Consider the following 20,003-nt stretch of genomic DNA (forward strand, 5'->3'; position numbering starts at 1 on the left):
AACTTTAGCACCTTTCGGAGGGGGCTCGTGACCACCCCCCGATCCGGGTGCCGGCCGGGGCCCGCGGCCGCTCACTCGTTGGCGGCGCGCTGGCGGGGCTCGGGGGCCGGGGGCTCGGCGTACTGGTCGAAGAGCGGGGTGGTGCGCGGCTCCGCCGGACGCCCGGCGGTCCACGTCCCCGGGGCCGTCAGGTCGAGGTCACGGGAGACCCGCGGGGCGACCGGCGCCGTCACGTAGGTCGGCAGCGGAACGGGCACCGGCTCCCAGGAGTCCGGGCCAGCGGCACCGCGCTCGCGCATGCCGTCGACCCACTCCTCGTGCTCGGTCGCCTCCGCCAGCGCCGAGGCGGACGACGCGCCGCCCCGGGCCTCCTCGGACCCGGTGGCCAGCCGCAGGTGCGGACGGCGGGCGACCTGCGGCTCGACCGGGGCCGACGGCTCCGGCGGGGCGACGACCGCGGTCGGCACCTCGTCGGCCGCCCGGACCTCGGCCCGCTGCCGCTCGCGCCTGCGCAGCCGCTCGGCGGCCTGCGCGGCGCGGGCCCGGTCGAGCTTCACCTCGTAGCGCTGGCGCTCCAGCCTGCGCAGGTGACCGATGTAGAGGGTCAGGAGGACCGCCGGGACGGTCGGCACCCACAGGAACGCCAGTCCGGCCACCGCCGCGACCACCGCGCCCAGCGCGAAGGCCAGGAAGAGGGCGGTGACCATCCGGCGCCGGCGGGCCAGCAGGCGCGCCCGGCGCTCCGTCCCGCCGGGTGTCTGCGGGACCGGCACCGACCGCTCGGACCGCTCCGCCGGTGCCGGGGGTTCGGGCCCCCGGTCCGCGGGATCGCCGGAGACGGCCTCGTCCCGTGCGGGAGGGCCGTCGCTGCTCTGCTCGTCGTCACGCGGTTCGTCGCCCAGGGACCGGGCCGCCCGCCGCTCCAGCGCCGACCGCCCGGCCAGCAGGCGGATGGCGGTGCTGAAGCGTTCCGTCGGGCGCGCCTCGTTGAGTTCGTCCTGCCTGCGAAGCCACATGGGCACCAGATAGGCGGCCCAGGCCCCTACGATGACGGCGTAGATAAGGCCGCTACTGCTCACGATTCACACCGTACGGGCGACGGGGAAGGCCCGACAGCAATTTGACGCGGCGTGTCGTGTGATCAAGCTGATTCTCCGACTATTTTGACGGCATTTGTGACCGTCCGTCGCCACGTCGATGCCATATCGATATTTGATTCGAACATGTATTCAATTATCGCGGCCCGCAGCGGAACTGAGCGCCCGCCAGCGTTCCAGCATCCCCTCGGGGACCTCCTCGGCGGTCAGCGCGTACACGAGGTGGTCGCGCCAGTCGCCGTCGATGTGGAGATAGCGCGGGCGCATTCCCTCCGGACGGAAGCCGAGCTTTTCCACCACCCGGCGGCTCGGGACGTTCTCCGGGCGGATGCAGACCTCGATCCGGTGCAGCCCGAGGTTGCGGAAACAGTGGTTGACCGAAAGGGCCACGGCGGTGGGCATGATGCCGCGGCCGGCCACCCCCTCGTCGACCCAGTAACCGACGTTGGCCGAGCACATCGAGCCCCAGGTGATGCCGCCGACGGTCAGCTGGCCGACCAGCTTGCCCTCGTAGAGCACGACGAAGGGCAGCATCCGCCCGGCCGAGGCCTCCCCGCGCAGGAAGCGCACCATCTGCCGGAACGTCGGGCGCGGTCCGGCCGCCTGGCCCGCCGGGCCGGGCGGCACGGTGGCCTCCCAGCGGCGCAGCCAGTCCCGGTTGCGGCGGCTGACCTCCTGCCAGTCGCGCTGGTCGCGCACCCTGATCGGGCGCAGCACGACCTCCCCCTCGTGGAGCTCTACCGGCCAGCCGGCGTTCAGTGCGCTCTCCCGGGTGCCGCGTCGTCGGGCCGGGGGTGGTCCCCGCCGCCGAGCTGGTCGACGGCGTGGGCGAGCAGCGGCTCCAGCACGGCGAGGCCGTCCCGGACGCCGCCGGTCGATCCCGGCAGGTTGACGATCAGCGTACGTCCGGCGAGGCCGGCCAGCCCGCGCGAGAGCGCCGAGGTCGCCACCTTCTCGCGGCCGTACGCACGGATCGCCTCGGCGATCCCGGGGATCTGCCGGTCGATGACCCGGGCGGTCATCTCGGGGGTGAGGTCCATCGGCGAGATGCCGGTGCCGCCGGTGGTCAGCACGACGTCGTAGCCGGCCGCGACGGCCTCGCGCAGGACGGCCTCGACGGGCTCGCCGTCCGGCACGACGCGGGGGCCGTCGGCGGTGAAGCCCATCGCGGTCAGCCCGGCGACCAGCAGCGGGCCGCCCTTGTCCTCGTAGACGCCGGCCGAGGCCCGGTTCGACACGGTCACCGCCAGGGCCTTCACGCGTCCGCCTCCGGGGCGAACCAGTCGCCGCTCTTGCCGCCGGTCTTGCTGAGCACCCGGACGGACTCGATGGCGGCGCCCTTGTCCACCGCCTTGACCATGTCGATGACGGTCAGCGCGGCGACCGTCACGGAGGTCAGCGCCTCCATCTCGACGCCGGTGCGGTCGGCGGTCTTCACGGTGGCGGTGATCTCGACCGCGTCGTCGGCGACGGCGAGGTCGACCTTCACGCCGGAGACGGCGATCGGGTGGCAGAGCGGGATCAGGTCGGGCGTCCGCTTGGCGCCCATGATCCCGGCGATGCGGGCGACCGCGAGGGCGTCGCCCTTGGGCACGCCCTCGCCGCGCAGCAGTTCGACCACCTTCGGGGAGACCCTGACCCGGCCGGCCGCGACGGCGGTGCGCGCGGTGGTGGCCTTCTCGGAGACGTCGACCATCCGGGCCGCGCCCTGGTCGTCGACGTGGGTGAGGCGGTCGCCGGGGGGCGGTGTCGTCACGGGGGCTCCAGGGGCGCGCAGATCGAATACCGCGCTACCGTACAGCTCCCCCGCCCCTCCGCGTGGGAGGGGCCGGATCACGGGACGGGACAGGCATCAGGAGTCGAGCAGGACCACGTCCACGGAGCTGCCCGCGGGCAGCTCGGTGACGTCCTCGGGGACGGTGATCAGGCAGTTCGCCCGGGCCAGCGCGCCGACCAGGTGGGACTCGGCCCCGCCGACCGGCTCGACCGTGCCGTGAGGCGCGTACCGGCCGCGCAGGAACTGCCGCCGCCCGGCCGGGGAGCGCAGCGCCACCGGGCAGGTCGCGCGGACCACCGGGCGGTGCACGTCGGGGGCGCCGAGCATGGTGCGGATGACCGGGCGGACGAACAGCTCGAAGGAGATGTAGGCGCTGACCGGGTTGCCGGGCAGGGCGAGCAGCGGCACGCCGGCCGCGCCCGCGCAGCCGCCGATCCGCCCGAAGCCCTGCGGCTTGCCGGGCTGCATCCGCAGCCGGCGGAAGTCGACGCCGCCGTAGGACTCGAAGACCTCCTTGACCACGTCGTACGCGCCGACGCTGACGCCGCCGCTGGTGACGATGAGGTCGGCGCGGCCGAGCTGGTCCTCCAGGACGGCGCGCAGCCGGGCGGCGTCGTCGGGGACCCCGCCGACCCGGTAGGCGATGGCGCCGGCGTCCTGGGCCGCGGCGGTGAGGGTGAAGCTGTTGGAGTCGCAGATCCGGCCGGGGCCGACGTCCTCGCCGGGCTGGACCAGCTCGCTGCCGGTGGACAGCACGACGACCCGGGGGCGGGGGCGGACCTTCACGGTGGCCCGGCCGATCGCGGCGAGCAGGCCGAGCTGGGTGGGGCCGAGCCGGGTGCCGGCCTCCAGGACGCGCGAGCCGGCCGCGACGTCGCTGCCGCGGCGGCGGATGTGCGCGCCCTCGGCGACCGGGCGCAGGACCCGGACCTCCTCGTCCTCGACGGCCGCGGTCATCGCGTCGGCCGCCTCGCCGGTGCCGGTGCCGCCGTCGGTCCACTCGACCGGGGCGACGGCCTCCGCGCCGGGCGGGACGGGGGCGCCGGTCATGATCCGGGCGGCCTGGCCCGGTCCGACCCGGGGCAGTTCGCCGGCGCCGGCCGCGATGTCGCCGACCACGGCGAGCACCGAGGGGTACTCGGCGGTGGCGCGGACGGTGTCGGCGGTGCGGACGGCGTACCCGTCCATCGAGCTGTTGTCGAAGGGCGGCAGGTCGCCGTCCGCCGACACGTCCTCGTCGAGCCGGCAGCCGTGGGCGTCGAGCAGGCCGAGCTCGATGGCCGGCAGCGGGGTGACGGCGGCGAGGACGTCGGCGAGGTGCTCGTCGACGGTCCACAGCCGCGGAGCCGCCGGTGCCGGGTCCGCGGTGGCGTCGCAGCAGGCTGCGGCGGCGCTGTGGCTGTGCTCGGACCCGGTCATCGGCGGCTCGCTCTCGGTCGGTGTGTCAGTCCTGCAGCTCGGAGGCGACGAACTCCCGCAGCCAGGAGCGGAACTCCGGGCCCAGGTCCTCGCGCTCGGAGGCAAGTCGGACGATAGCGCGGAGGTAGTCGGCGCGGTCGCCGGTGTCGTAGCGGCGGCCCTTGAAGAGCACGCCGTGCACCTGGCCGCCGGACTCCGCGTCGCGGGTGGTCAGCTCGCGCAGGGCGTCGGTGAGCTGGATCTCGCCGCCGCGGCCGGGCGGGGTCTCGCGCAGCACGTCGAAGACCGAGGGGTCGAGGACGTAGCGGCCGATGACGGCGTAGTTCGAGGGGGCGTCGGCGGTGTCGGGCTTCTCGACCAGGTCGGTCACCTGGAAGACGTCCTCGCCGAAGCCGTTCGCCTTGACGGCGGCGCAGCCGTACAGGTGGATCTGGGAGGGGTCGACCTCCATGAGGGCGACGACCGAGCCGCCGAGCTCCTGCTGGACCTCGATCATGCGGGCCAGCAGCGGGTCGCGGGGGTCGATCAGGTCGTCGCCGAGGAGGACGGCGAAGGGCTGGCCGGCGACGTGCTGCTCGGCGACCGACACGGCGTGGCCGAGGCCCTTCGGGTCGCCCTGGCGGACGTAGTGCATGTTCGCCAGTTCGACGGACTCGCGGACGCGGCGCAGACGGTCCTCGTCCCCCTTGCGGGCGAGGAGCTCCTCCAGCTCGTAGGCGCGGTCGAAGTGGTCCTCCAGAGCGCGCTTGTTGCGGCCGGTGACCATCAGTATGTCGGACAGGCCGGCGGCGGCGGCCTCCTCGACGACGTACTGGATCGCCGGCTTGTCGACGACCGGCAGCATCTCCTTCGGCGTGGCCTTGGTGGCCGGGAGGAAGCGGGTGCCCAGTCCGGCCGCGGGTACCACGGCCTTGGTTACCGGAATTCGAGTGTTGGTCGTCGTCATGCGCAAACCTTACTAAGGCACGTTTTCACCCGTCCGGGCGCGGTCGGACGACTGGGGGAGCCCGTCGCCGGGGCCGGCCACGGTGGCAGGCGTCTGGGAAATGACCGGCTGGGCGAGGGGGTCCCCGCCGGCACAGGGCGACAGACTACCCGCCTTTCCCGAACGGTCACGCTCGGCAGTCGGACCCTCCTGCGCACCGGAAGTGACGGGCTCGTGGTGCCCGGCCGGCAGGCTGCCGCGCCAGCAGTCGCCGCCCGCCGCACGGGCCTCGGCGAGCGCCCGGTCGGCGGCCCGGAGCAGGACGGCCGCGTGGGTGCCGTCCTCGGGGAGCACGGCGACGCCGACGGCGGCGGAGAGGCCGTTGCCGCGCGCCGCGCGGGGCTCGCGCGGGCCGGAGGACCAGTCGAGCAGCAGGTGCCGGCGCACCGACCAGACCAGCCGCGCGGCGACCTGCGCGGCGCCCTCCGCTCCGGTGTCCGGCAGGATCACCAGGAACTCCTCGCCGCTGTAGCGGCCGAGGGTGTCGGCCCGTCGGATCTCCATCGCGAGGCGCTGGGCGAGGTCGCGCAGCACGGCGCCGGCCCGCGCGCGCCCGTGCTCGGTGACGATCGCGTCGAAGCCGGCGATCTCCAGGAGCAGCACGGCCAGCGGGCGGGGCCCCTCCTGCTGCTCGGACTGCTCGGCGCGGCGGGCGCGCTCGATCTCGCGGTCCAGGGTGAGCTGGAGGTGCCGGTAGTTCCACACTCCGGTGAGCGGGTCACAGGAGGCGGTGCGCTCCAGCTCGGCGCAGCGGCCCTCCAGCTCGGCGACCCGCTCGTGCAGCAGCGCCTCCCGGTCGGCGGCCTCGCCGTGCGCCCGGCGCAGCCGCAGGCCGAGCACGGTGGCGCCGGCCAGCGCGGGGACGCTCAGCGCGGCCAGGGCGTGGACCAGCAGCGGGGTGGGCAATCGGGGCGCCCTTTCGCGTGTCAGGCTCGGCCCGTCGGTGTCGGGGGCCGCGGCGGGGTTCGGAGGACCTCGGAGGAGAACAGGGGAGATCCCATGCACAACGAGAAGAGCGGGCTGAGGACACGGCTGCTGGCCGAGCGTCGTGCACTCGCCGCGGAACAGCGCGCGGAGGCGGCGCGCGCACTGGCCGTGCACGCCGGTGGGCTGGCCGCGCCGGGGGCCACGGTCGCCGCGTACGTCTCGGTCGGCGCCGAGCCCGGGACGGGGCCGCTGCTGGACGGGCTGCGGGCGCGGGGCGTGCGGGTGCTGCTGCCCGTCCTGCTGGCCGACAACGACCTGGACTGGGCGGCCTACGAGGGCGTGGAGGCGCTGGCCCCGGCCGGGCGCGGGCTGCTGGAGCCGGTCGGGCCACGGCTGGGGCCGGAGGCGGTCGTGGGGGCGTCGGTGGTCCTGCTGCCGGGGCTGGCGGTGGACCGGCGGGGGCTGCGGCTGGGCCGCGGCGGCGGCAGCTACGACCGGGTGCTGGCCCGCTTGGAGCGGGCCGGGGCGCGGCCGGTGCTGGCGGTGCTGCTGTACGAGCACGAGCTGCTGGCGCAGGTGCCGGCCGAGCCGCACGACCGTCCGGTGGACGTGGCCGTCACGCCGTCGGGGCGCCACCCCCTCGGGTGAGCCCGGGAACGGCGGTGGCCCCGCTCGGGTTCGAGCGGGGCCACCGGTGTCGCGGGCGTCAGCCGTTGGTCAGGACCAGTTTGTGCTTGGTCGCCTTCTCGACCGCGTCCGGCGTGTAGGTCCAGGTCAGCAGCTTGCCCTTGAGCCACAGGTCGGTCTGGTCGTTGTAGTTCTCGTGGAAGGCGTGGCCGGAGGCGCCGCCGACGTTGACCCAGCGCGAGGCGTCGAAGTCGCTCAGGTCGACGACCATGCGCATCGACGGGATCCAGTCCACCTGGTAGCCGGCCGCCGCGTTCCAGCCCGCCGCGTCGACCGCCGCCGAGCTGCCGGAGAGGCGGTACGGGCCGCGGTTGAGCAGCTTGTGGACGACGCCGGAGGCGATCGAGGAGTCGTCGGTGCCCAGGGTCTGCTCGCGCAGCGTCAGCTTGTGCAGGCGGCCCCAGCTCCAGGTGGAGACGTCCTTGCTGAGCAGCGAGGTCAGCTCCTGGCGGGCGTTCTTCATCGCCTCCTGGAGCAGGTTGTCCAGGCCCTTCTGCTCCTTGTGCTGCGAGTCGATGTACGTCCACCAGCTGCTGTCGGGCTTGGTCAGCTGCTGGCGCACGACCTCGGTCCAGCGGTCGCCGCCGTCGGGCTGGGCCTTGTCCGGATCGCGGGTGCCGCACTCGGTGACGATCTTGCTGGAGCTGTCCGGCTTGGTCGGGTCGTCCTGCTGGCGGACCAGCAGGCAGTTGCCCTTGGCGCGGACGTCGGCCGGGAACTTCTGGCCGAACGCGAGGGTGAGCAGCTGGCGCCAGACCGCGTTGTAGTAGGCGGCGGCGGCCGAGTCGGCGTCCTGGTGGTAGTTCCAGTCCTTCAGGAGGTCCTGGGCCTCGCGCACGTAGGGGTCGTCGATCTGCTGCTTGAGCAGGAGCGGGACGAGCGTCTTGGCCATGACGCTGGTGTTGTCCAGCTGGAGGGTCTGCATGTCGTCCGGCGAGATCTTGCCGTTGTTCTTGAGCAGGCCGTCGATCTGGTCGGTGATCTCCTTGGCCCGGGTGCCGTACTCCCAGTCCTTGGTGAGGCCGTACTTGTAGGTCGGGTCGACCACGGCCTGGTTGGCGGTGACGATGTAGCCGGCGGACGGGTTGAAGCTGTAGGGCAGTGCGGTGAAGGGGATCGAGCCCTTCCACTGGTAGGCGGAGTCCCAGCCCGGGGCCGGCAGCGTGCCGTCGCCCTTGCCGCGGACCGGGATGTCGCCCGGCGCCTGGTAGCCGATGTTCTTCGCGTCGGCGTAGATCAGGTTCTGCGCGGGGACGGCGAAGTCCTTGGCGGCGGCGCGGAAGTCGTCCCAGTTCTTCGCCTTGTCCAGGCCGAAGACGGCGTCCATCGTCTTGCCGGGGTTCAGCGCCGTCCACTGCAGGGCGACGCCGTAGCCGCCGGTGCCGCGGTCGGGGGCGGCGCTGCCGTTCGGGGCGTACTTGCCGACGTTCTGCTGCTCGGTGCTCTGGTCGGAGATGAGCGGGGCACCGGTCTGGGTGGTGCGGACGGTGATGGTGCGGTCCTCGCCGCCGGCGACCTTGATGGTCTCCTTGCGGAGGTCGAACTTCGCGTCCTTGCCGTCCACCTGGTAGGTGTCCGGGCCGGTGACCTTCTCCAGGTACAGGTCGGTGACGTCGGCGCCCAGGTTGGTGAAGCCCCAGGCGATGTCCTTGTTGTGGCCGATCACCACGCCGGGCATGCCCGCGAAGGTGAAGCCGGTGACGTCGAACTGGCAGGCCGGCGACACGGTGCGGCAGTGCAGGCCCGTCTGGTACCAGACCGAGGGCAGACCGGGGCCGAGGTGCGGGTCGTTGGCCATCAGCGGCTGGCCGGTCGTGGTGTGCGAGCCGGCCACCACCCAGGAGTTGGAGCCGAGGCCCTGGCCGGGGCGGCCGAGCAGCTGCGGCATCGCGTCGACCCGGTCGGTGAGGCCCTGCAGGAGGGCCTTGGTGGTGGCCGCGCCCTGCGCGGCGGGGGCGGCCGCGGCGGCACCCGGCGCGGTGGAGCCGTCGGCCGGGCGGTAGGCGTCGCCCGCGACCGTGCCGGTCTTCACGATCGTGCCGTTGCGGGCGTACGGGTAGTCCGGGTACAGCTCGGCGATCTTGTCCGGGGTGAAGTCCTGGGACAGCAGCGAGCGGTCGATCTCCTCCTGGAGGTTCCCCGAGAGGTTCCAGGCCATCGCCTTGAGCCAGGCCACCGAGTCGACCGGGGTCCACTGCTCGGGCTGGTAGCCGCTGTTGACGGCGCCGAGCATCGCGTACTCCAGCGAGGCCTTCTCCCCGCCCGGGTGCTCGGCCAGCCAGGCGTTGACGCCGTCCGAGTACGCCTGGAGGTACTTCTTGGTCTCCGGCGAGAGCTTGTTCTTGAACTCCTGCTCCGCCACCTGGCGCCAGCCCATGGTGCGGATGAAGGAGTCGGTGTCGACCTGGGAGTCGCCGAACATCTCGGAGAGGCGGCCGGCGGTGATGTGCCGTCGGACGTCCATCTCCCAGAAACGGTCCTGCGCCTGGACGTAGCCCTGGGCGCGGAAGACGTCCTCGGAGGTGTCGCCGTAGATCTGCGGGATGCCGTTGGCGTCGCGCTTGACGTCGACCGGCGCGCTCATGCCCGCCACCTTCACGGTGCCGTCGACCGTCGGGAAGGACGCGCGGACCGCGGCGACCCCCCGGTAACCGCCGTAGCCGGCACCGGCCACCAGCAGCACGACCAGCACGATCACGATCAGACGGGCGCGCCGGAACTTCTTCGAGCGGGGCATCTGGGTCCTTGCGGTCCTCGACTTCGGGGCGGGCGGGCGTGTCCAGGGCCTGGGGCCGTGACAGGGCACCACATTAGGCCGAGTCCATGGCACGGCGTGCACGGGGACGGCCCGGAACGGGGCCCGTGTGAGGAGGCCAACTAAAGATATGGCAAAATGTTAGAATGAGTAACGATCCGCAAGAGGAGTATTGACGGCTTCTTAACGCGTCCGGCTCGTCCCCGGCACCGCCGGGAGACACGAGAACCCCACCAGCACCACCGAGAGACACCCCGCCCGCCCCCATGCCTGCACGAGGTGCCCCTGCGTGAACGTCGACCACCTGAACCACCTGCTCCTCGAGTTCTCCGTGATCCTCCTGGTCGCGGTGGTCGCCGTGCGGATATCGACCCGATCAGGGCTACCCAGCCTCCTCATCTACCTCGGGATCGGCGTCGCCCTCGGCCAGAACGGCATCGGCATCACCTTCAACAACGCCGAGCTGACCCAGGTGCTCGGCTACGCGGCCCTCGTGGTGATCCTCGCCGAGGGCGGCCTGAAGACCAGCTGGAGAGAGGTCAAGCCGGTGATGCCGGCGGCCACCGTGCTCGCCACCGTCGGCGTCGGGGTGAGCGTGTTCGTCACCGCCGCCGGCGCGCACTGGCTGGTCGGCCTGGACTGGCGCACCTCGATGCTGCTCGGCGCGATCGTCTCCTCCACCGACGCCGCGGCCGTCTTCTCCGTCCTGCGGATGGTCCCGCTGCCGCACCGCCTCACCGGCCTGCTGGAGGCCGAGTCCGGCTTCAACGACGCGCCCGTCGTCATCCTGGTCGTCGCCTTCGCCACCACCGGCGAGCTGGACTCCTGGTACGTCCTGATCGCCACGATCGCCGCCGAGCTCGCGATCGGCGCGGCGATCGGCCTCGCGGTCGGCAAGCTCGGCGCGTTCGGGATCAAGCAGGTCGCCCTGCCGTCCTCCGGCCTCTACCCGATCGCCGTCATGGCGCTGACCGTGCTCGCCTACGCGGGCGGCGCGCTGCTGCACGGCTCCGGCTTCCTCGCCGTCTACATCTGCGCCGTGATCCTCGGCAACTCCAAGCTGCCGCACGGCCCGGCGGTGCGCGGCTTCGCGGACGGCCTGGCCTGGATCGGGCAGATCGGGATGTTCGTCCTGCTCGGCCTGCTGTGCACGCCCGAGACGATGGGCGACGCGGTGGTCCCCGCGCTCGTCATCGGCGGGGTGCTGGTCTTCCTCGCGCGGCCCCTGTCGGTGGTGCTCACGCTGACGCCGTTCCGGGTGCCGGGCAAGGAGCAGGCCCTGCTGAGCTGGGCCGGGCTGCGCGGGGCGGTTCCCATCGTGCTCGCCACCATCCCGGTGGTCTCCGGCGCGCACAAGGCCGAGGACGTCTTCAACATCGTCTTCATCCTCGTCGTCGTCTTCACCCTGCTCCAGGGCCCGACCCTGCCCTGGGTGGCCCGCCAGCTGAAGATCGGCGAGGGCACGATGGGCCAGGACCTCGACATCGAGTCCGCGCCGCTGGAGAAGCTGCACGGACACCTGCTGTCCGTCGCGCTCTCCGGCGACTCCCGGATGTCCGGCGTGGAGGTCGGCGAACTGCGGCTGCCCAAGGGGGCGGCGGTCACCCTGGTGGTCCGGGAGGGGAACTCCTTCGTGCCGGACCGGGCGACGGTGCTGCGTGGCGGCGACGAACTGCTCGTCGTCACGACGGACGACGTCGGAGAGGCCGCGGAGAAGCGGCTGCGGGCCGTGGACAAGGGCGGCAAGCTCGCGGGGTGGCTGTACGGAAAGTGAGCCGTACCGTGGGAGCGGCCGGGCTTTCGGGGCCGGGAAGCCCGCTCCGGCTTGGATCCGTTGGGGCCTAGCGCTATCTACGCGCGTAACTGTATGCTGGCGGAACACCGCTTTTGACCAACCCGTCATCTGCCTGATGCAGAGTTGGCGCGACCGCTCGGCGGCTGCGGCCCGGCTCTCGGCAACCACGCCGGAGCGGCCCGGTATCTACCCCGGTCGACGCGCGAGAGGACGACTCTCGGCGCCGTCGGGGCCACCCCATGCCCTGGCCGCGCTACCAGGCAGCAGGAAGGACGACCGTGACGGCCCGCCGAACGGTCGACGACACCACGGACACCCCCACCGCCCCGGACGCCGCCCCCGCGCGCGTCGGGTACGGAGCGCTGCTGCGCACGCCGGGTGCCTGGACGTTCCTGGCACCCGCGTTCGTCGCGCGGCTGCCCTACGCCATGCTCGGCATGGGCATCCTGATGCTCGTCACGGGCACCGGCGGCTCATGGGGCACGGCCGGCACCGTCACCGCGGTCGCCGCCGTCGCCCAGGCCCTGATCGGCCCGCAGACCGGCCGGCTCTCCGACCGGTACGGGCAGGCCACCGTCCTCGTCCCGACGGTCTTCGTGCACGCCGCCTCGGTCGCCGCGCTGATCGTCCTCGCGAACGGCCACGCGCCGGCCTGGAGCCTGTGCCTGGCCGCCGTCCCGGCCGGGGCCAGCGTGCCGCAGATCGGCGCGATGGTCCGCGCCCGCTGGGTGGCCAAGCTCGGCGCGGAGGGCGCCGGCGCCTCCTCCGCCGCCAAGGTCAGCACCGCGTTCGCGTTCGAGTCCGTGACGGACGAGCTCACCTTCGTCGTCGGCCCGATCCTGGCCGCCAAGATCGCCACCTCGGTCAGCCCCTCCGCGAGCCTGATCACGGAGGCCGCGCTCACCTTCGTCGGCGGCCTGGCCTTCGCGGCCCAGCGCCGCACCGCGCCGGCCCGGATCGTGCCTCGACCCGGGGTGCGGCGCGCCTCCGCGCTCGCCTCGCCCGGCGTCCGGCTGCTGGCCGGCGTCATCCTCGGCGTGGGCGCGGTGTTCGGCGGCATGCAGGTCTCGGTCAACGCCTTCGCCGACTCGGTCGGCCAGCACGGCGCGGCCGGCACCGTGTACGGCATCTTCGCCGGCGGCTCGATGGTGGCGGGTGTGCTGTACGGCGTGATCGCCTGGCGGCGCGCGGTGCAGCAGCGCATGATCATCAGCTACACCCTGCTGGTGCTGGGCTGCTCGACGCTGTGGGCGATGCCCAACCTGGTCACCCTCTCGATCGCCGGGCTGGTCTGCGGCCTGGCCATCGCGCCGACCCTGATCAGCGGCTACACGCTGGTCGAGACGCTGGTCGCGGACGGCGCCAAGACCGAGGCCTTCACCTGGCTGACCGGCGCCATCGGCCTCGGCCTGGCGATCGGCTCGATGGTGGCCGGCCGGCTGATCGACGGCCACGGGCCGTCCGCCGGGTTCCTGGTGCCGGCCGTCGGCGCCGGGCTGGGGCTGGCCGCGCTGGTCTCGCTGCGGCACCTGCTGGCGCCCTCGGGCGGGGCGAGCACGGTGGTCGCCGGATCCGGCGCGGGCGCCGTCCCGGCCGCCGCCGAGCCGCAGCTGGTGGGCGCCGCCAAGGGCTGACGGCGGGACGACCGGGCCCACGTCACACCGGAGTCGCTGGACTCATCAAGCGGAATACCGCATCATTGACCATCGTTAGCACTCATTAGGCGCGAGTGCCAGGAGGAAGACAAGTGCCCACGTACCAGTACCAGTGCACCGAGTGCGGCCACGGCCTGGAGGCGGTGCAGAAGTTCACCGACGACGCGCTGACCACCTGCCCCGACTGCCAGGGGAAGCTGCGCAAGGTCTTCTCGGCCGTGGGCGTGGTCTTCAAGGGCTCCGGCTTCTACCGGACGGACAGCCGCTCCTCGTCGAGCAGCTCGGTGAGCTCCTCGTCGTCGAGCTCGTCGACGTCGACCCCGGCGTCCTCGGCGCCCTCGGCCCCGGCGTCGTCCTCCTCGGGCTCGTCCGCCCCGGCTCCGGCCGCCGGCTGACCCCAGTACGCACCGGAAGGCCCGCTGCCCCGCTCCTCGCGGTGGCGGCGGGCCTTTCGCCGTTCCGGTGGCGTTCCCGTGGCCGTTTCCGGTGGACGCCCTGGTGCACGCCCTGGTGGATGCCCCGGTGGACGGCCTGATGGACGGCCTGATGGGCCTTCCCGTCAACGTCGAACGACCCGACTAGCTCGAACGGGTGCACGCCATCGTCCACAGGGTCGGGGTTATCCACAGGCTGCGGATAACGTCTTCCGGCTTCCGCCGCGGGCGGTCACCGTGGGGTCACCAGAGACCGAACGACTCGGAGGTGGTTCCCGATGAACGCCCTCAGCCACGCCGTCCCGCTGCCCGCACCCACCGTGCCGCCCCGGCGGGCCGTGCCGAGCTTCCGGCCGATCCGGCGCGGAGCCGGCGGGCGGCACCGCTGGTGGCGCGCCGTCCGGCGGCGGGCCGGGGTGCCGTCGCTGGTGCTGCTCGCGGTGGCCGCGGCGCTCGCGTCCGGGCCCGCGCGGGCGGGCCTGCCGCCGCCGCTGTCGGGTGGCGCGATGGGCCACACGGGTTGTCAATCCGGAGCTTCGGATGATCACCCGTAACCGGCCGACGACTTCGTCGTTCGAGGCGGCATGAAGGGCTTCAAGGAATTCCTGCTGCGTGGAAATGTCGTCGAGCTCGCCGTCGCCGTCGTCATCGGTGCGGCCTTCACCAACATCGTCAACGCCTTCGTCAAGGGCGTGATCAATCCGATCGTCGGTGTTTTCGGGACGAAGGACCTCGGGTCCTACAGTTCCTGCCTCAAGGGGCCCTGCGAGGTGTCTCCCACCGGCGAGGTCGTGTCCGGGATCCTCATCCTCTGGGGCCCGGTGGTCAGCGCCGCGCTCCAGTTCCTGATCACGGCCGCCGTCGTCTACTTCGTCCTGATCGTGCCCATGAACCGCCTGGCCGCCCGGCGCAAGACCCTCCCCGAGGAAGTGGCGGAGGCCGAGGCCAAGGAGGTCCAGCTGCTCACGGAGATCCGCGACGCGCTGGTCGCTCCGCTGCGCTGAGCGCGGCCCCTCCTACCCCCGTCCCTCCCCCCTGCCCCCGCTCAGTCCCCGTGGTGCGGCGGGCGCTGGCTCAGGTACCAGTCCAGCCCCCGCCCGCTCCCGGATCCGGGGCGGTCGCCCCAACCGGAGTCGGTGTCGTCCCGGGACTGCCGGTCCAGCGGGTCCCCGAAGACGAGGCGTGCCTTCGCCCGGGCATTCTCCGCCCGCTCCGCCGCTTCCGGCGTCTCCGGCTCCTGCGCCCGGTCCTGTTCCTGCTCGCTCACCCTGTTCACCCCGCTGCTCGACCCGGTCGTCGTCCTGTCCCTCCAGCCTAGGAGCCCGGGACGGCCTCGGGCCCGGGTGCGGAGCGCTCCGCACCCGGGCCCGAGATCCGTCTGCTCCGTGGTCCCGTCCCTCACGCCGCCTCGAAGCCCGCGTGGTCGGCGATCTTCTTCAGCTCGGCCAGCGCGTGCTTCTCGATCTGCCGGATCCGCTCGCGGGTGAGGCCGTGCTGCTTGCCCACCTCGGTGAGGGTGCGCTCGCGGCCGTCCTCCATCCCGTACCGGGAGCGGATGATCGAGGCCGTGCGGTCGTCCAGCCGCCCGATCAGGTCGTCCAGCTCCTCACGGCGCAGCATCACCATCACGGCGTCCTCGGGGGACGTCGCCCCGGTGTCCTCGACCAGGTCGCCGAACTGGGTCTCGCCCTCGTCGTCGACCGACATGTTGAGGCTGACCGGATCGCGGGCCCAGTCGAGCACGTCCTTGATCCTGGCCTCGGTGGTGTCCAGCTCGGCCGCGATCTCGGCCGGCTCGGCCTCGCGGCCCAGCTCCTTGGACTTCTCGCGCTGCACCCGCCGGATCCGCCCCAGCTCCTCGACCAGGTGCACGGGCAGCCGGATGGTGCGGGACTGGTCGGCGATCGAGCGCGTGATCGCCTGCCGGATCCACCAGGTCGCGTAGGTGGAGAACTTGAAGCCCTTGGCGTAGTCGAACTTCTCGACGGCCCGCACGAGGCCCGCGTTGCCCTCCTGGATGAGGTCCAGCAGCGGGAGGCCGCTGCGCGGGTACCGGCGGGCGACCGCCACCACGAGCCGGAGGTTGGAGCGGATGAAGACGTCCTTGGCGCGCTCGGCGTCGTCGGCTATCGCCTCCAGCTCCTCGCGCGTGGCGCCTTCGGGGAGCCCGCCCTCGTCCAGCAGGTGCTGGGCGTACACGCCGGCCTCGATCCGCAGCGAGAGCTCGACCTCCTCGGCGGCATCGAGCAGGGGCGTCCTGGCGATCTCGTCGAGGTACATGCCGACCAGGTCGCGGTCGGCCTCAAGGTTGGTCGGGCGGGCCGCGCGAGTCCGGTCGGCCCTGTCGCGAACGACGGCACGGGTGGCCATGCTTGCTCCCTTTGCTGGTTGCCGAGGAATGCCTGCCTGCCCCGAGAGGGCAAGAATGCGGGCCCCGGGGGCTCACACGTAACGATCCAACGAACAGATTCCGGACAACATTCCCAAGTCGCTCAGATTCTTCCCAGGGATGCAGTATCCTGCCGATTTTCACCCCGGTTCTGGACGCAGGGTGATCGACCGGGCACGTCGAGTGCGCGCGGCGCGACCGCTTCGCTGCGATATCCAGAGAAACCCCCTGGGCGCCCCGCTCGTTCCCGCACGCCCCGCCCTTCCCGCGCGTCCACACCCCCGCACACTCAGATCCTCCGCACAAAAGATGCGGAATCGCTATCACCCGAGCGCCCGATCGGCGCGGCACGCTGGGAAGGTGTCAGACATGCACCTGACCAACAGCGCGCCTGCCGCCACCGTGCGTCACCGTCGGGCCCTGCGGGGCACGGCGGTGGCTGTGGGCTGCGCCCTGCTGTTCGGCCTACTGGCGGTCCTGGTGACCCGGCACTGGCAACCCCTCTACCGGTTCGACCACGACTGGATCGCGGACACGCACTCGTACGCCCGTGGGCACCGGGCCTGGACGGCCGCGGTGCAGACCCTCTCCGACATCGGCGGCACGGTCACGATGCGTGCCCTGCTGGCCATCGCTGCCTGCTGGCTCTTGCTGATCGGCGCCCGGACGCTCGCCGGGTGGGCCGTCGCACAGGCCCTGGTCGGATGGGGCGCCCAGTGGACACTGAAGCTCGCCTTCGGCCGCCAGCGGCCGTCCTTCACCGACCCGGTCTCGCACGCGGGCGGGCCGGCCTTCCCCTCCGGGCACGCGATGGCCTCCGCGATCACCTGCGCGGTGCTGGTCGGGCTGTTCTGGCCCCGGGCCGGGCGCTCCGGGCGGATCGCCGCGTGCGCGGTGGCGACCGCGGCCGTGCTGACCATCGGCTGGACCAGGATCGCCCTCGGCGTGCACTGGCCGAGCGACGTGCTGGGCGGCTGGCTGGCGGCCGGCTTCGTGCTGGGCGCCGTCACCGCGGCGGTCGAGATCTGGTGCCCGGGCGCCCTGGCGCGCGACGTCCGGCGGGTCAACTGGCGGACCAGGCCCAGGGTTCAGCGCGTCATCGTGCCCTCGTTCCGTCCCACCCGCGGCGACCGCCCGGCCGACGGCGCCGATCACCCCGACGGGGCCGCCCTCTGAGCGCCCTCTAACGTGGCGCGCATGTCCCGTACCCAGGAAGCCCCGCACCGGTCCTCAGCCCACGCCCGCTACCCCGAGCGTCCGTTGCGGATCGCCACCGTCCAGGCCCAGGCCGTCGCCGGTGACATCCCCGCCAACGCGGCCGCCGCCGCCGGGCTCGTCCGCGAGGCCGCCGCGGCCGGCGCCCGGCTGGTGCTGTTCGCGGAGAAGTTCCTCGCCGGCTACGAGCCCGAGCTGATCAGCGCCGACCCGCTCAAGTGCGCCGTCCAGCCCGGCGATCCGCGGCTCGCGCCGATCGCCGAGGCCTGCCGCGAGACCGGCACAGCGGCCGTGGTCGGCGCCGCCGCGCAGGAGGGCCCCGACCTGCTCGTCTCCGCGTTCGTGTTCGGTCCGGACGGCGCGGTGGTCACCCGCTACGACAAGCAGCACCTGTTCAAGTCCGAGCAGGCCTACTACCGCCCGGGGGCGGTCGGTTGCAGCCTGGAGCTGGACGGCTGGCGGCTCGGTCTCGGCATCTGCTACGACTCCGGCTTCCCCGAGCACGCCCGATCGGCCGCACTGGACGGCTGCCACGCCTACCTGGTCGGCGCCCTGTTCAGCGTGGGGCACGGCCACCACGAGTCCCGCACCTGGTTCCCGGCCCGCGCGCTCGACAACACCCTCTACACGGTGCTCGCCAACCACGTCGGCGTCACCGGCGGCTGGCAGACCTGCGGCGGCAGCGCGGTCTGGGGCCCGGACGGCCGCCTGATCGCCGAGGCCGGCGAGGACGACCGCGAGATCGTCCTCGCCGACCTCGACCCCGCCGTCCTGCGCGCCGCCCGGGAGACCGAGACCCTGCTCGCCGACCTGGCCGCCCACCCCACGCCCACCGCCCGCGCGGGGCACGTCCTCGCCTGATCCCGCCTCAGCCACGGGATCCGCGCGAGCGCCCAGGAACGCCGAGAGGCCCCCGACCGCACGGGTCGGGGGCCTCTCGCTGCTACGTGCCCCAGGCAGGATTCGAACCTGCGACACCGGCTTTAGGAGCCCAGTTGTCGCCTAAGCGCCCTGACCTGCGCCGAAGCGGTGCTGGGCCCCAGTCCAAGTTCTAACCGCCGCCGTCCCCAATTCCCCGTGGTTCCCCGGCCGTTCTGGCACGGCTGTGGCACGAGCGGCACTGCCCCATTACGGCAGTTAGCAGAACGCGACGGTCGCATCGTCGTCCTGCTTGAAGCACGGCGGCGGAGTCCATCCGGTCTGGGGGCCTTAACCCGACCCTCCCCCGCTCCCGGAGGGTCACGCTGGATGCCGTCACGGCACGGGCACGAGCCGACTTGTGAAGCCCTCGTCGACGAGCCTCGCGTAGGCAGCGCTCACGTCATTGGGCACTGCTTGACTCACCATAAAGCCCTGTTGGGGATAGATCAGCAAGCGCTGCAAGGCACCAACGAGCATGTCAATCACGCGCTTCGCGTCCCCGATAGAGTCCACGTATTCCATGAAGGTCATGGGCGTGGAAGCGCTCACAACATCAACCCCTGGCCACAGCTTCCGTGCGGTGGCGTACGCTCGTCGCTCCTCGTAAGGCTTGCTGACCAGCAGCACGGACGAGACGTCCACGCCTCCCTGTTCGAGCAGTTCCCGTGAGTAACGGATGTTCTCGCCGGTATTCCGGGCTCGCGGCTCCACCATCACCGCCGACGCCGGCACGCCGAGTTCCAGCGCCCGCTCTCGGTAATGGACGGCTTCCCCTCGCGGCATGAGCGCTTGCGTCGTGCGACTGGTGGCGCCGGTGAATACGATCAGGGGCGCCATGCCGCGCCGGTACAGATCCACGGTCGCGTCCGCCACGCCCAGGTCGTGGCTGCCAAGACCGATGGCAACCGAGCATGGGCGAGGCTCGTGATGCATCTGGTGAAAGTCCCAGACCATCTTGGCGTCCGCCCATGCTTGCGCCGAGATCATCGATCTTCCTCCTTGCCCTGCGCCGAATCGGGGACCTGGAAGTCGTAGCTCCAGGCGAACCGCGAGGCGGCATGGACACCTATGGCGAACTCCACCACCGTGCCGTCAGCCGTGTACACCGTTCGGTGCATCTCGACCACCGGCTCACCGGCCGGCAGTTGGAGGAGCCTGGCCTCCTCGGCGGTGGCGGCCCGTGCGAACAGTTCCTCTCGCATGTGGTCGATCTCATATCCCGCGTCGTAGAGCACCCGGAATCCGCCGCCGCGCCCGGCCGGGCCGGGGGTCGGATCGACGATTCGGGTCCCTTCCACATGCTCAGGCCGGTAGTAGCTGGTCAGGACGTGCGTCGGCTGCTCGCCATCTTTGACCAGACGAGCGCGCGCATAGACCTCGGCGCCAGCCGGAAGGCCGTGCGCCGCAGCAACAACGGATGGTGCCTCGATGCGGCTCACCGTCTGGGTCTGCTCATCCCGACGGTACGCACGCCCGGATGCGACACGGTCCGCGATGAAGGCCACTTCATCGCCGTCGCGCCACTTGGCCTTGTCGTATCGATCGATGCCCAAGCGCTTGAGCGGGGTCTGCGGCCGCACGATGGTCCCGTGCCCTCGCGAAGCGGTGACTAGCCCTTCCGCCTCAAGCGCCTTGTAAGCGGCGTGCACCGTGGCCTTGGAGCCTTCGCCCGCGTCCACGAGCGTCCGAATGTGCGGCAACCGATGCCCCGGCGCGTACTCCCCGCTTCTGATCCGTTCAGCCAGCTTGTCCGCCAGCTCTCGCCACTTGGGTGCCATGCGAGCTCCTCTCAACGAGACCAGTCAAACACAGTCCTAGGACTGTTGACAGCTGAGGCACAGTCAGGCATCGTCTTTCTCGGCCGCTCGCAGTCCTAGGACTGCGAGAGAGTGGCTCCTCTTTGGGCTGCTCCGAGCTGGCCAAAGGCGCCCGGAGGGATGGGGTGAC

General features: G+C 72.3%; 20 protein-coding genes. 8 read left to right on the top strand and 12 right to left on the bottom strand.

Going from position 1 to position 20,003, the window contains the following annotated elements; genetic code table 11:
* Positions 1 to 71: 71 nt before the first annotated feature.
* The 7 genes from sepX to PUR71_RS39425 form a co-directional block, all read right to left on the bottom strand.
* Complete coding sequence (gene sepX / locus PUR71_RS39395; protein ID WP_443077733.1) at positions 72 to 1,016, bottom strand: divisome protein SepX/GlpR; 945 nt, start codon at positions 1,014 to 1,016, stop codon at positions 72 to 74.
* Between the two features lie 213 nt (positions 1,017 to 1,229).
* Complete coding sequence (locus PUR71_RS39400; protein ID WP_329932354.1) at positions 1,230 to 1,856, bottom strand: GNAT family N-acetyltransferase; 627 nt, start codon at positions 1,854 to 1,856, stop codon at positions 1,230 to 1,232.
* On the bottom strand, positions 1,853 to 2,356 hold the full coding sequence (locus tag PUR71_RS39405; RefSeq protein WP_329932111.1) for a MogA/MoaB family molybdenum cofactor biosynthesis protein: 504 nt from the start codon (positions 2,354 to 2,356) through the stop codon (positions 1,853 to 1,855). Before PUR71_RS39405 ends, PUR71_RS39400 begins: the two co-directional genes overlap by 4 nt.
* Complete coding sequence (gene moaC, locus PUR71_RS39410) at positions 2,353 to 2,793, bottom strand: cyclic pyranopterin monophosphate synthase MoaC (protein WP_443077761.1); 441 nt, start codon at positions 2,791 to 2,793, stop codon at positions 2,353 to 2,355. Before moaC ends, PUR71_RS39405 begins: the two co-directional genes overlap by 4 nt.
* Before the next feature lie 156 nt (positions 2,794 to 2,949).
* Complete coding sequence (gene glp / locus PUR71_RS39415) at positions 2,950 to 4,293, bottom strand: molybdotransferase-like divisome protein Glp (protein ID WP_329932113.1); 1,344 nt, start codon at positions 4,291 to 4,293, stop codon at positions 2,950 to 2,952.
* Between the two features lie 25 nt (positions 4,294 to 4,318).
* A complete protein-coding gene (galU, locus tag PUR71_RS39420) occupies positions 4,319 to 5,239 on the bottom strand; it encodes a UTP--glucose-1-phosphate uridylyltransferase GalU (RefSeq protein ID WP_329932114.1) in 921 nt (306 codons plus the stop codon).
* A 12-nt stretch (positions 5,240 to 5,251) separates the two neighbouring features.
* Positions 5,252 to 6,184 (bottom strand): GGDEF domain-containing protein, encoded by a 933-nt coding sequence (locus PUR71_RS39425; RefSeq protein ID WP_329932115.1) that lies wholly within the window; start codon positions 6,182 to 6,184, stop codon positions 5,252 to 5,254.
* Positions 6,185 to 6,277: 93 nt separating this feature from the next.
* On the opposite strand from PUR71_RS39425, the gene PUR71_RS39430 reads away from it, so the two are divergent.
* On the top strand, positions 6,278 to 6,853 hold the full coding sequence (locus tag PUR71_RS39430) for a 5-formyltetrahydrofolate cyclo-ligase (RefSeq protein ID WP_329932116.1): 576 nt from the start codon (positions 6,278 to 6,280) through the stop codon (positions 6,851 to 6,853).
* A 58-nt stretch (positions 6,854 to 6,911) separates the two neighbouring features.
* Here PUR71_RS39430 and PUR71_RS39435 read toward each other — a convergent pair whose 3' ends face one another.
* Positions 6,912 to 9,629 (bottom strand): penicillin acylase family protein, encoded by a 2,718-nt coding sequence (locus PUR71_RS39435; RefSeq protein WP_329932117.1) that lies wholly within the window; start codon positions 9,627 to 9,629, stop codon positions 6,912 to 6,914.
* A gap of 307 nt (positions 9,630 to 9,936) precedes the next feature.
* Between PUR71_RS39435 and PUR71_RS39440 the strand changes: the two genes are divergently transcribed.
* From PUR71_RS39440 to mscL, 5 genes are all read left to right on the top strand, one after another.
* A complete protein-coding gene (locus tag PUR71_RS39440; RefSeq protein ID WP_329932118.1) occupies positions 9,937 to 11,421 on the top strand; it encodes a potassium/proton antiporter in 1,485 nt (494 codons plus the stop codon).
* 299 nt (positions 11,422 to 11,720) lie between these two features.
* Positions 11,721 to 13,076: an MFS transporter gene (locus PUR71_RS39445; protein ID WP_329932119.1), complete on the top strand. Its 1,356-nt coding sequence runs from the start codon at positions 11,721 to 11,723 to the stop codon at positions 13,074 to 13,076.
* Between the two features lie 113 nt (positions 13,077 to 13,189).
* Positions 13,190 to 13,492 carry an FmdB family zinc ribbon protein gene (locus PUR71_RS39450; protein WP_329932120.1) on the top strand — a complete coding sequence of 101 codons (303 nt, stop codon included), beginning with the start codon at positions 13,190 to 13,192 and terminating at the stop codon, positions 13,490 to 13,492.
* Positions 13,493 to 13,809: 317 nt separating this feature from the next.
* The gene (locus PUR71_RS39455; RefSeq protein ID WP_329932121.1) at positions 13,810 to 14,085 is read left to right on the top strand and encodes a hypothetical protein; all 276 of its coding nucleotides are present in this window, start codon (positions 13,810 to 13,812) and stop codon (positions 14,083 to 14,085) included.
* 30 nt (positions 14,086 to 14,115) lie between these two features.
* Entirely contained in the window at positions 14,116 to 14,535 is a 420-nt protein-coding gene (gene mscL, locus PUR71_RS39460; RefSeq protein ID WP_329932122.1) for a large conductance mechanosensitive channel protein MscL, read from the top strand.
* Between the two features lie 41 nt (positions 14,536 to 14,576).
* Here mscL and PUR71_RS39465 read toward each other — a convergent pair whose 3' ends face one another.
* On the bottom strand, positions 14,577 to 14,798 hold the full coding sequence (locus PUR71_RS39465) for a hypothetical protein (protein WP_329932123.1): 222 nt from the start codon (positions 14,796 to 14,798) through the stop codon (positions 14,577 to 14,579).
* A gap of 131 nt (positions 14,799 to 14,929) precedes the next feature.
* Positions 14,930 to 15,901 (bottom strand): sigma-70 family RNA polymerase sigma factor, encoded by a 972-nt coding sequence (locus PUR71_RS39470; RefSeq protein WP_329932124.1) that lies wholly within the window; start codon positions 15,899 to 15,901, stop codon positions 14,930 to 14,932.
* Between the two features lie 388 nt (positions 15,902 to 16,289).
* Between PUR71_RS39470 and PUR71_RS39475 the strand changes: the two genes are divergently transcribed.
* Both PUR71_RS39475 and PUR71_RS39480 read left to right on the top strand, forming a co-directional pair.
* Positions 16,290 to 17,096 carry a phosphatase PAP2 family protein gene (locus PUR71_RS39475; protein ID WP_329932125.1) on the top strand — a complete coding sequence of 269 codons (807 nt, stop codon included), beginning with the start codon at positions 16,290 to 16,292 and terminating at the stop codon, positions 17,094 to 17,096.
* A gap of 21 nt (positions 17,097 to 17,117) precedes the next feature.
* A complete protein-coding gene (locus PUR71_RS39480) occupies positions 17,118 to 17,996 on the top strand; it encodes a carbon-nitrogen hydrolase family protein (protein ID WP_329932126.1) in 879 nt (292 codons plus the stop codon).
* 393 nt (positions 17,997 to 18,389) lie between these two features.
* Here PUR71_RS39480 and PUR71_RS39485 read toward each other — a convergent pair whose 3' ends face one another.
* Positions 18,390 to 19,043 carry a YdcF family protein gene (locus PUR71_RS39485; protein WP_329932127.1) on the bottom strand — a complete coding sequence of 218 codons (654 nt, stop codon included), beginning with the start codon at positions 19,041 to 19,043 and terminating at the stop codon, positions 18,390 to 18,392.
* On the bottom strand, positions 19,040 to 19,834 hold the full coding sequence (locus PUR71_RS39490; RefSeq protein WP_329932128.1) for a GntR family transcriptional regulator: 795 nt from the start codon (positions 19,832 to 19,834) through the stop codon (positions 19,040 to 19,042). Before PUR71_RS39490 ends, PUR71_RS39485 begins: the two co-directional genes overlap by 4 nt.
* Positions 19,835 to 20,003: the final 169 nt, after the last annotated feature.

This window comes from Streptomyces sp. SP17BM10, from assembly GCF_036322405.1.
Classification (GTDB): domain Bacteria; phylum Actinomycetota; class Actinomycetes; order Streptomycetales; family Streptomycetaceae; genus Kitasatospora.

Bases quoted from the DNA above. Each gene is read 5' to 3' on its own strand.
- PUR71_RS39455 (WP_329932121.1), top strand. From the start codon at position 13,810: ATGAACGCCCTCAGCCACGCCGTCCCGCTGCCCGCACCCACCGTGCCG.
- PUR71_RS39485 (WP_329932127.1), bottom strand. From the start codon at position 19,043: ATGATCTCGGCGCAAGCATGGGCGGACGCCAAGATGGTCTGGGACTTT.
- PUR71_RS39490 (WP_329932128.1), bottom strand. From the start codon at position 19,834: ATGGCACCCAAGTGGCGAGAGCTGGCGGACAAGCTGGCTGAACGGATC.
- glp (WP_329932113.1), bottom strand. From the start codon at position 4,293: ATGACCGGGTCCGAGCACAGCCACAGCGCCGCCGCAGCCTGCTGCGAC.
- PUR71_RS39480 (WP_329932126.1), top strand. From the start codon at position 17,118: ATGTCCCGTACCCAGGAAGCCCCGCACCGGTCCTCAGCCCACGCCCGC.
- mscL (WP_329932122.1), top strand. From the start codon at position 14,116: ATGAAGGGCTTCAAGGAATTCCTGCTGCGTGGAAATGTCGTCGAGCTC.
- sepX (WP_443077733.1), bottom strand. From the start codon at position 1,016: ATGTGGCTTCGCAGGCAGGACGAACTCAACGAGGCGCGCCCGACGGAA.
- PUR71_RS39470 (WP_329932124.1), bottom strand. From the start codon at position 15,901: ATGGCCACCCGTGCCGTCGTTCGCGACAGGGCCGACCGGACTCGCGCG.
- PUR71_RS39430 (WP_329932116.1), top strand. From the start codon at position 6,278: ATGCACAACGAGAAGAGCGGGCTGAGGACACGGCTGCTGGCCGAGCGT.
- galU (WP_329932114.1), bottom strand. From the start codon at position 5,239: ATGACGACGACCAACACTCGAATTCCGGTAACCAAGGCCGTGGTACCC.
- PUR71_RS39475 (WP_329932125.1), top strand. From the start codon at position 16,290: ATGCACCTGACCAACAGCGCGCCTGCCGCCACCGTGCGTCACCGTCGG.
- PUR71_RS39435 (WP_329932117.1), bottom strand. From the start codon at position 9,629: ATGCCCCGCTCGAAGAAGTTCCGGCGCGCCCGTCTGATCGTGATCGTG.
- moaC (WP_443077761.1), bottom strand. From the start codon at position 2,793: ATGGTCGACGTCTCCGAGAAGGCCACCACCGCGCGCACCGCCGTCGCG.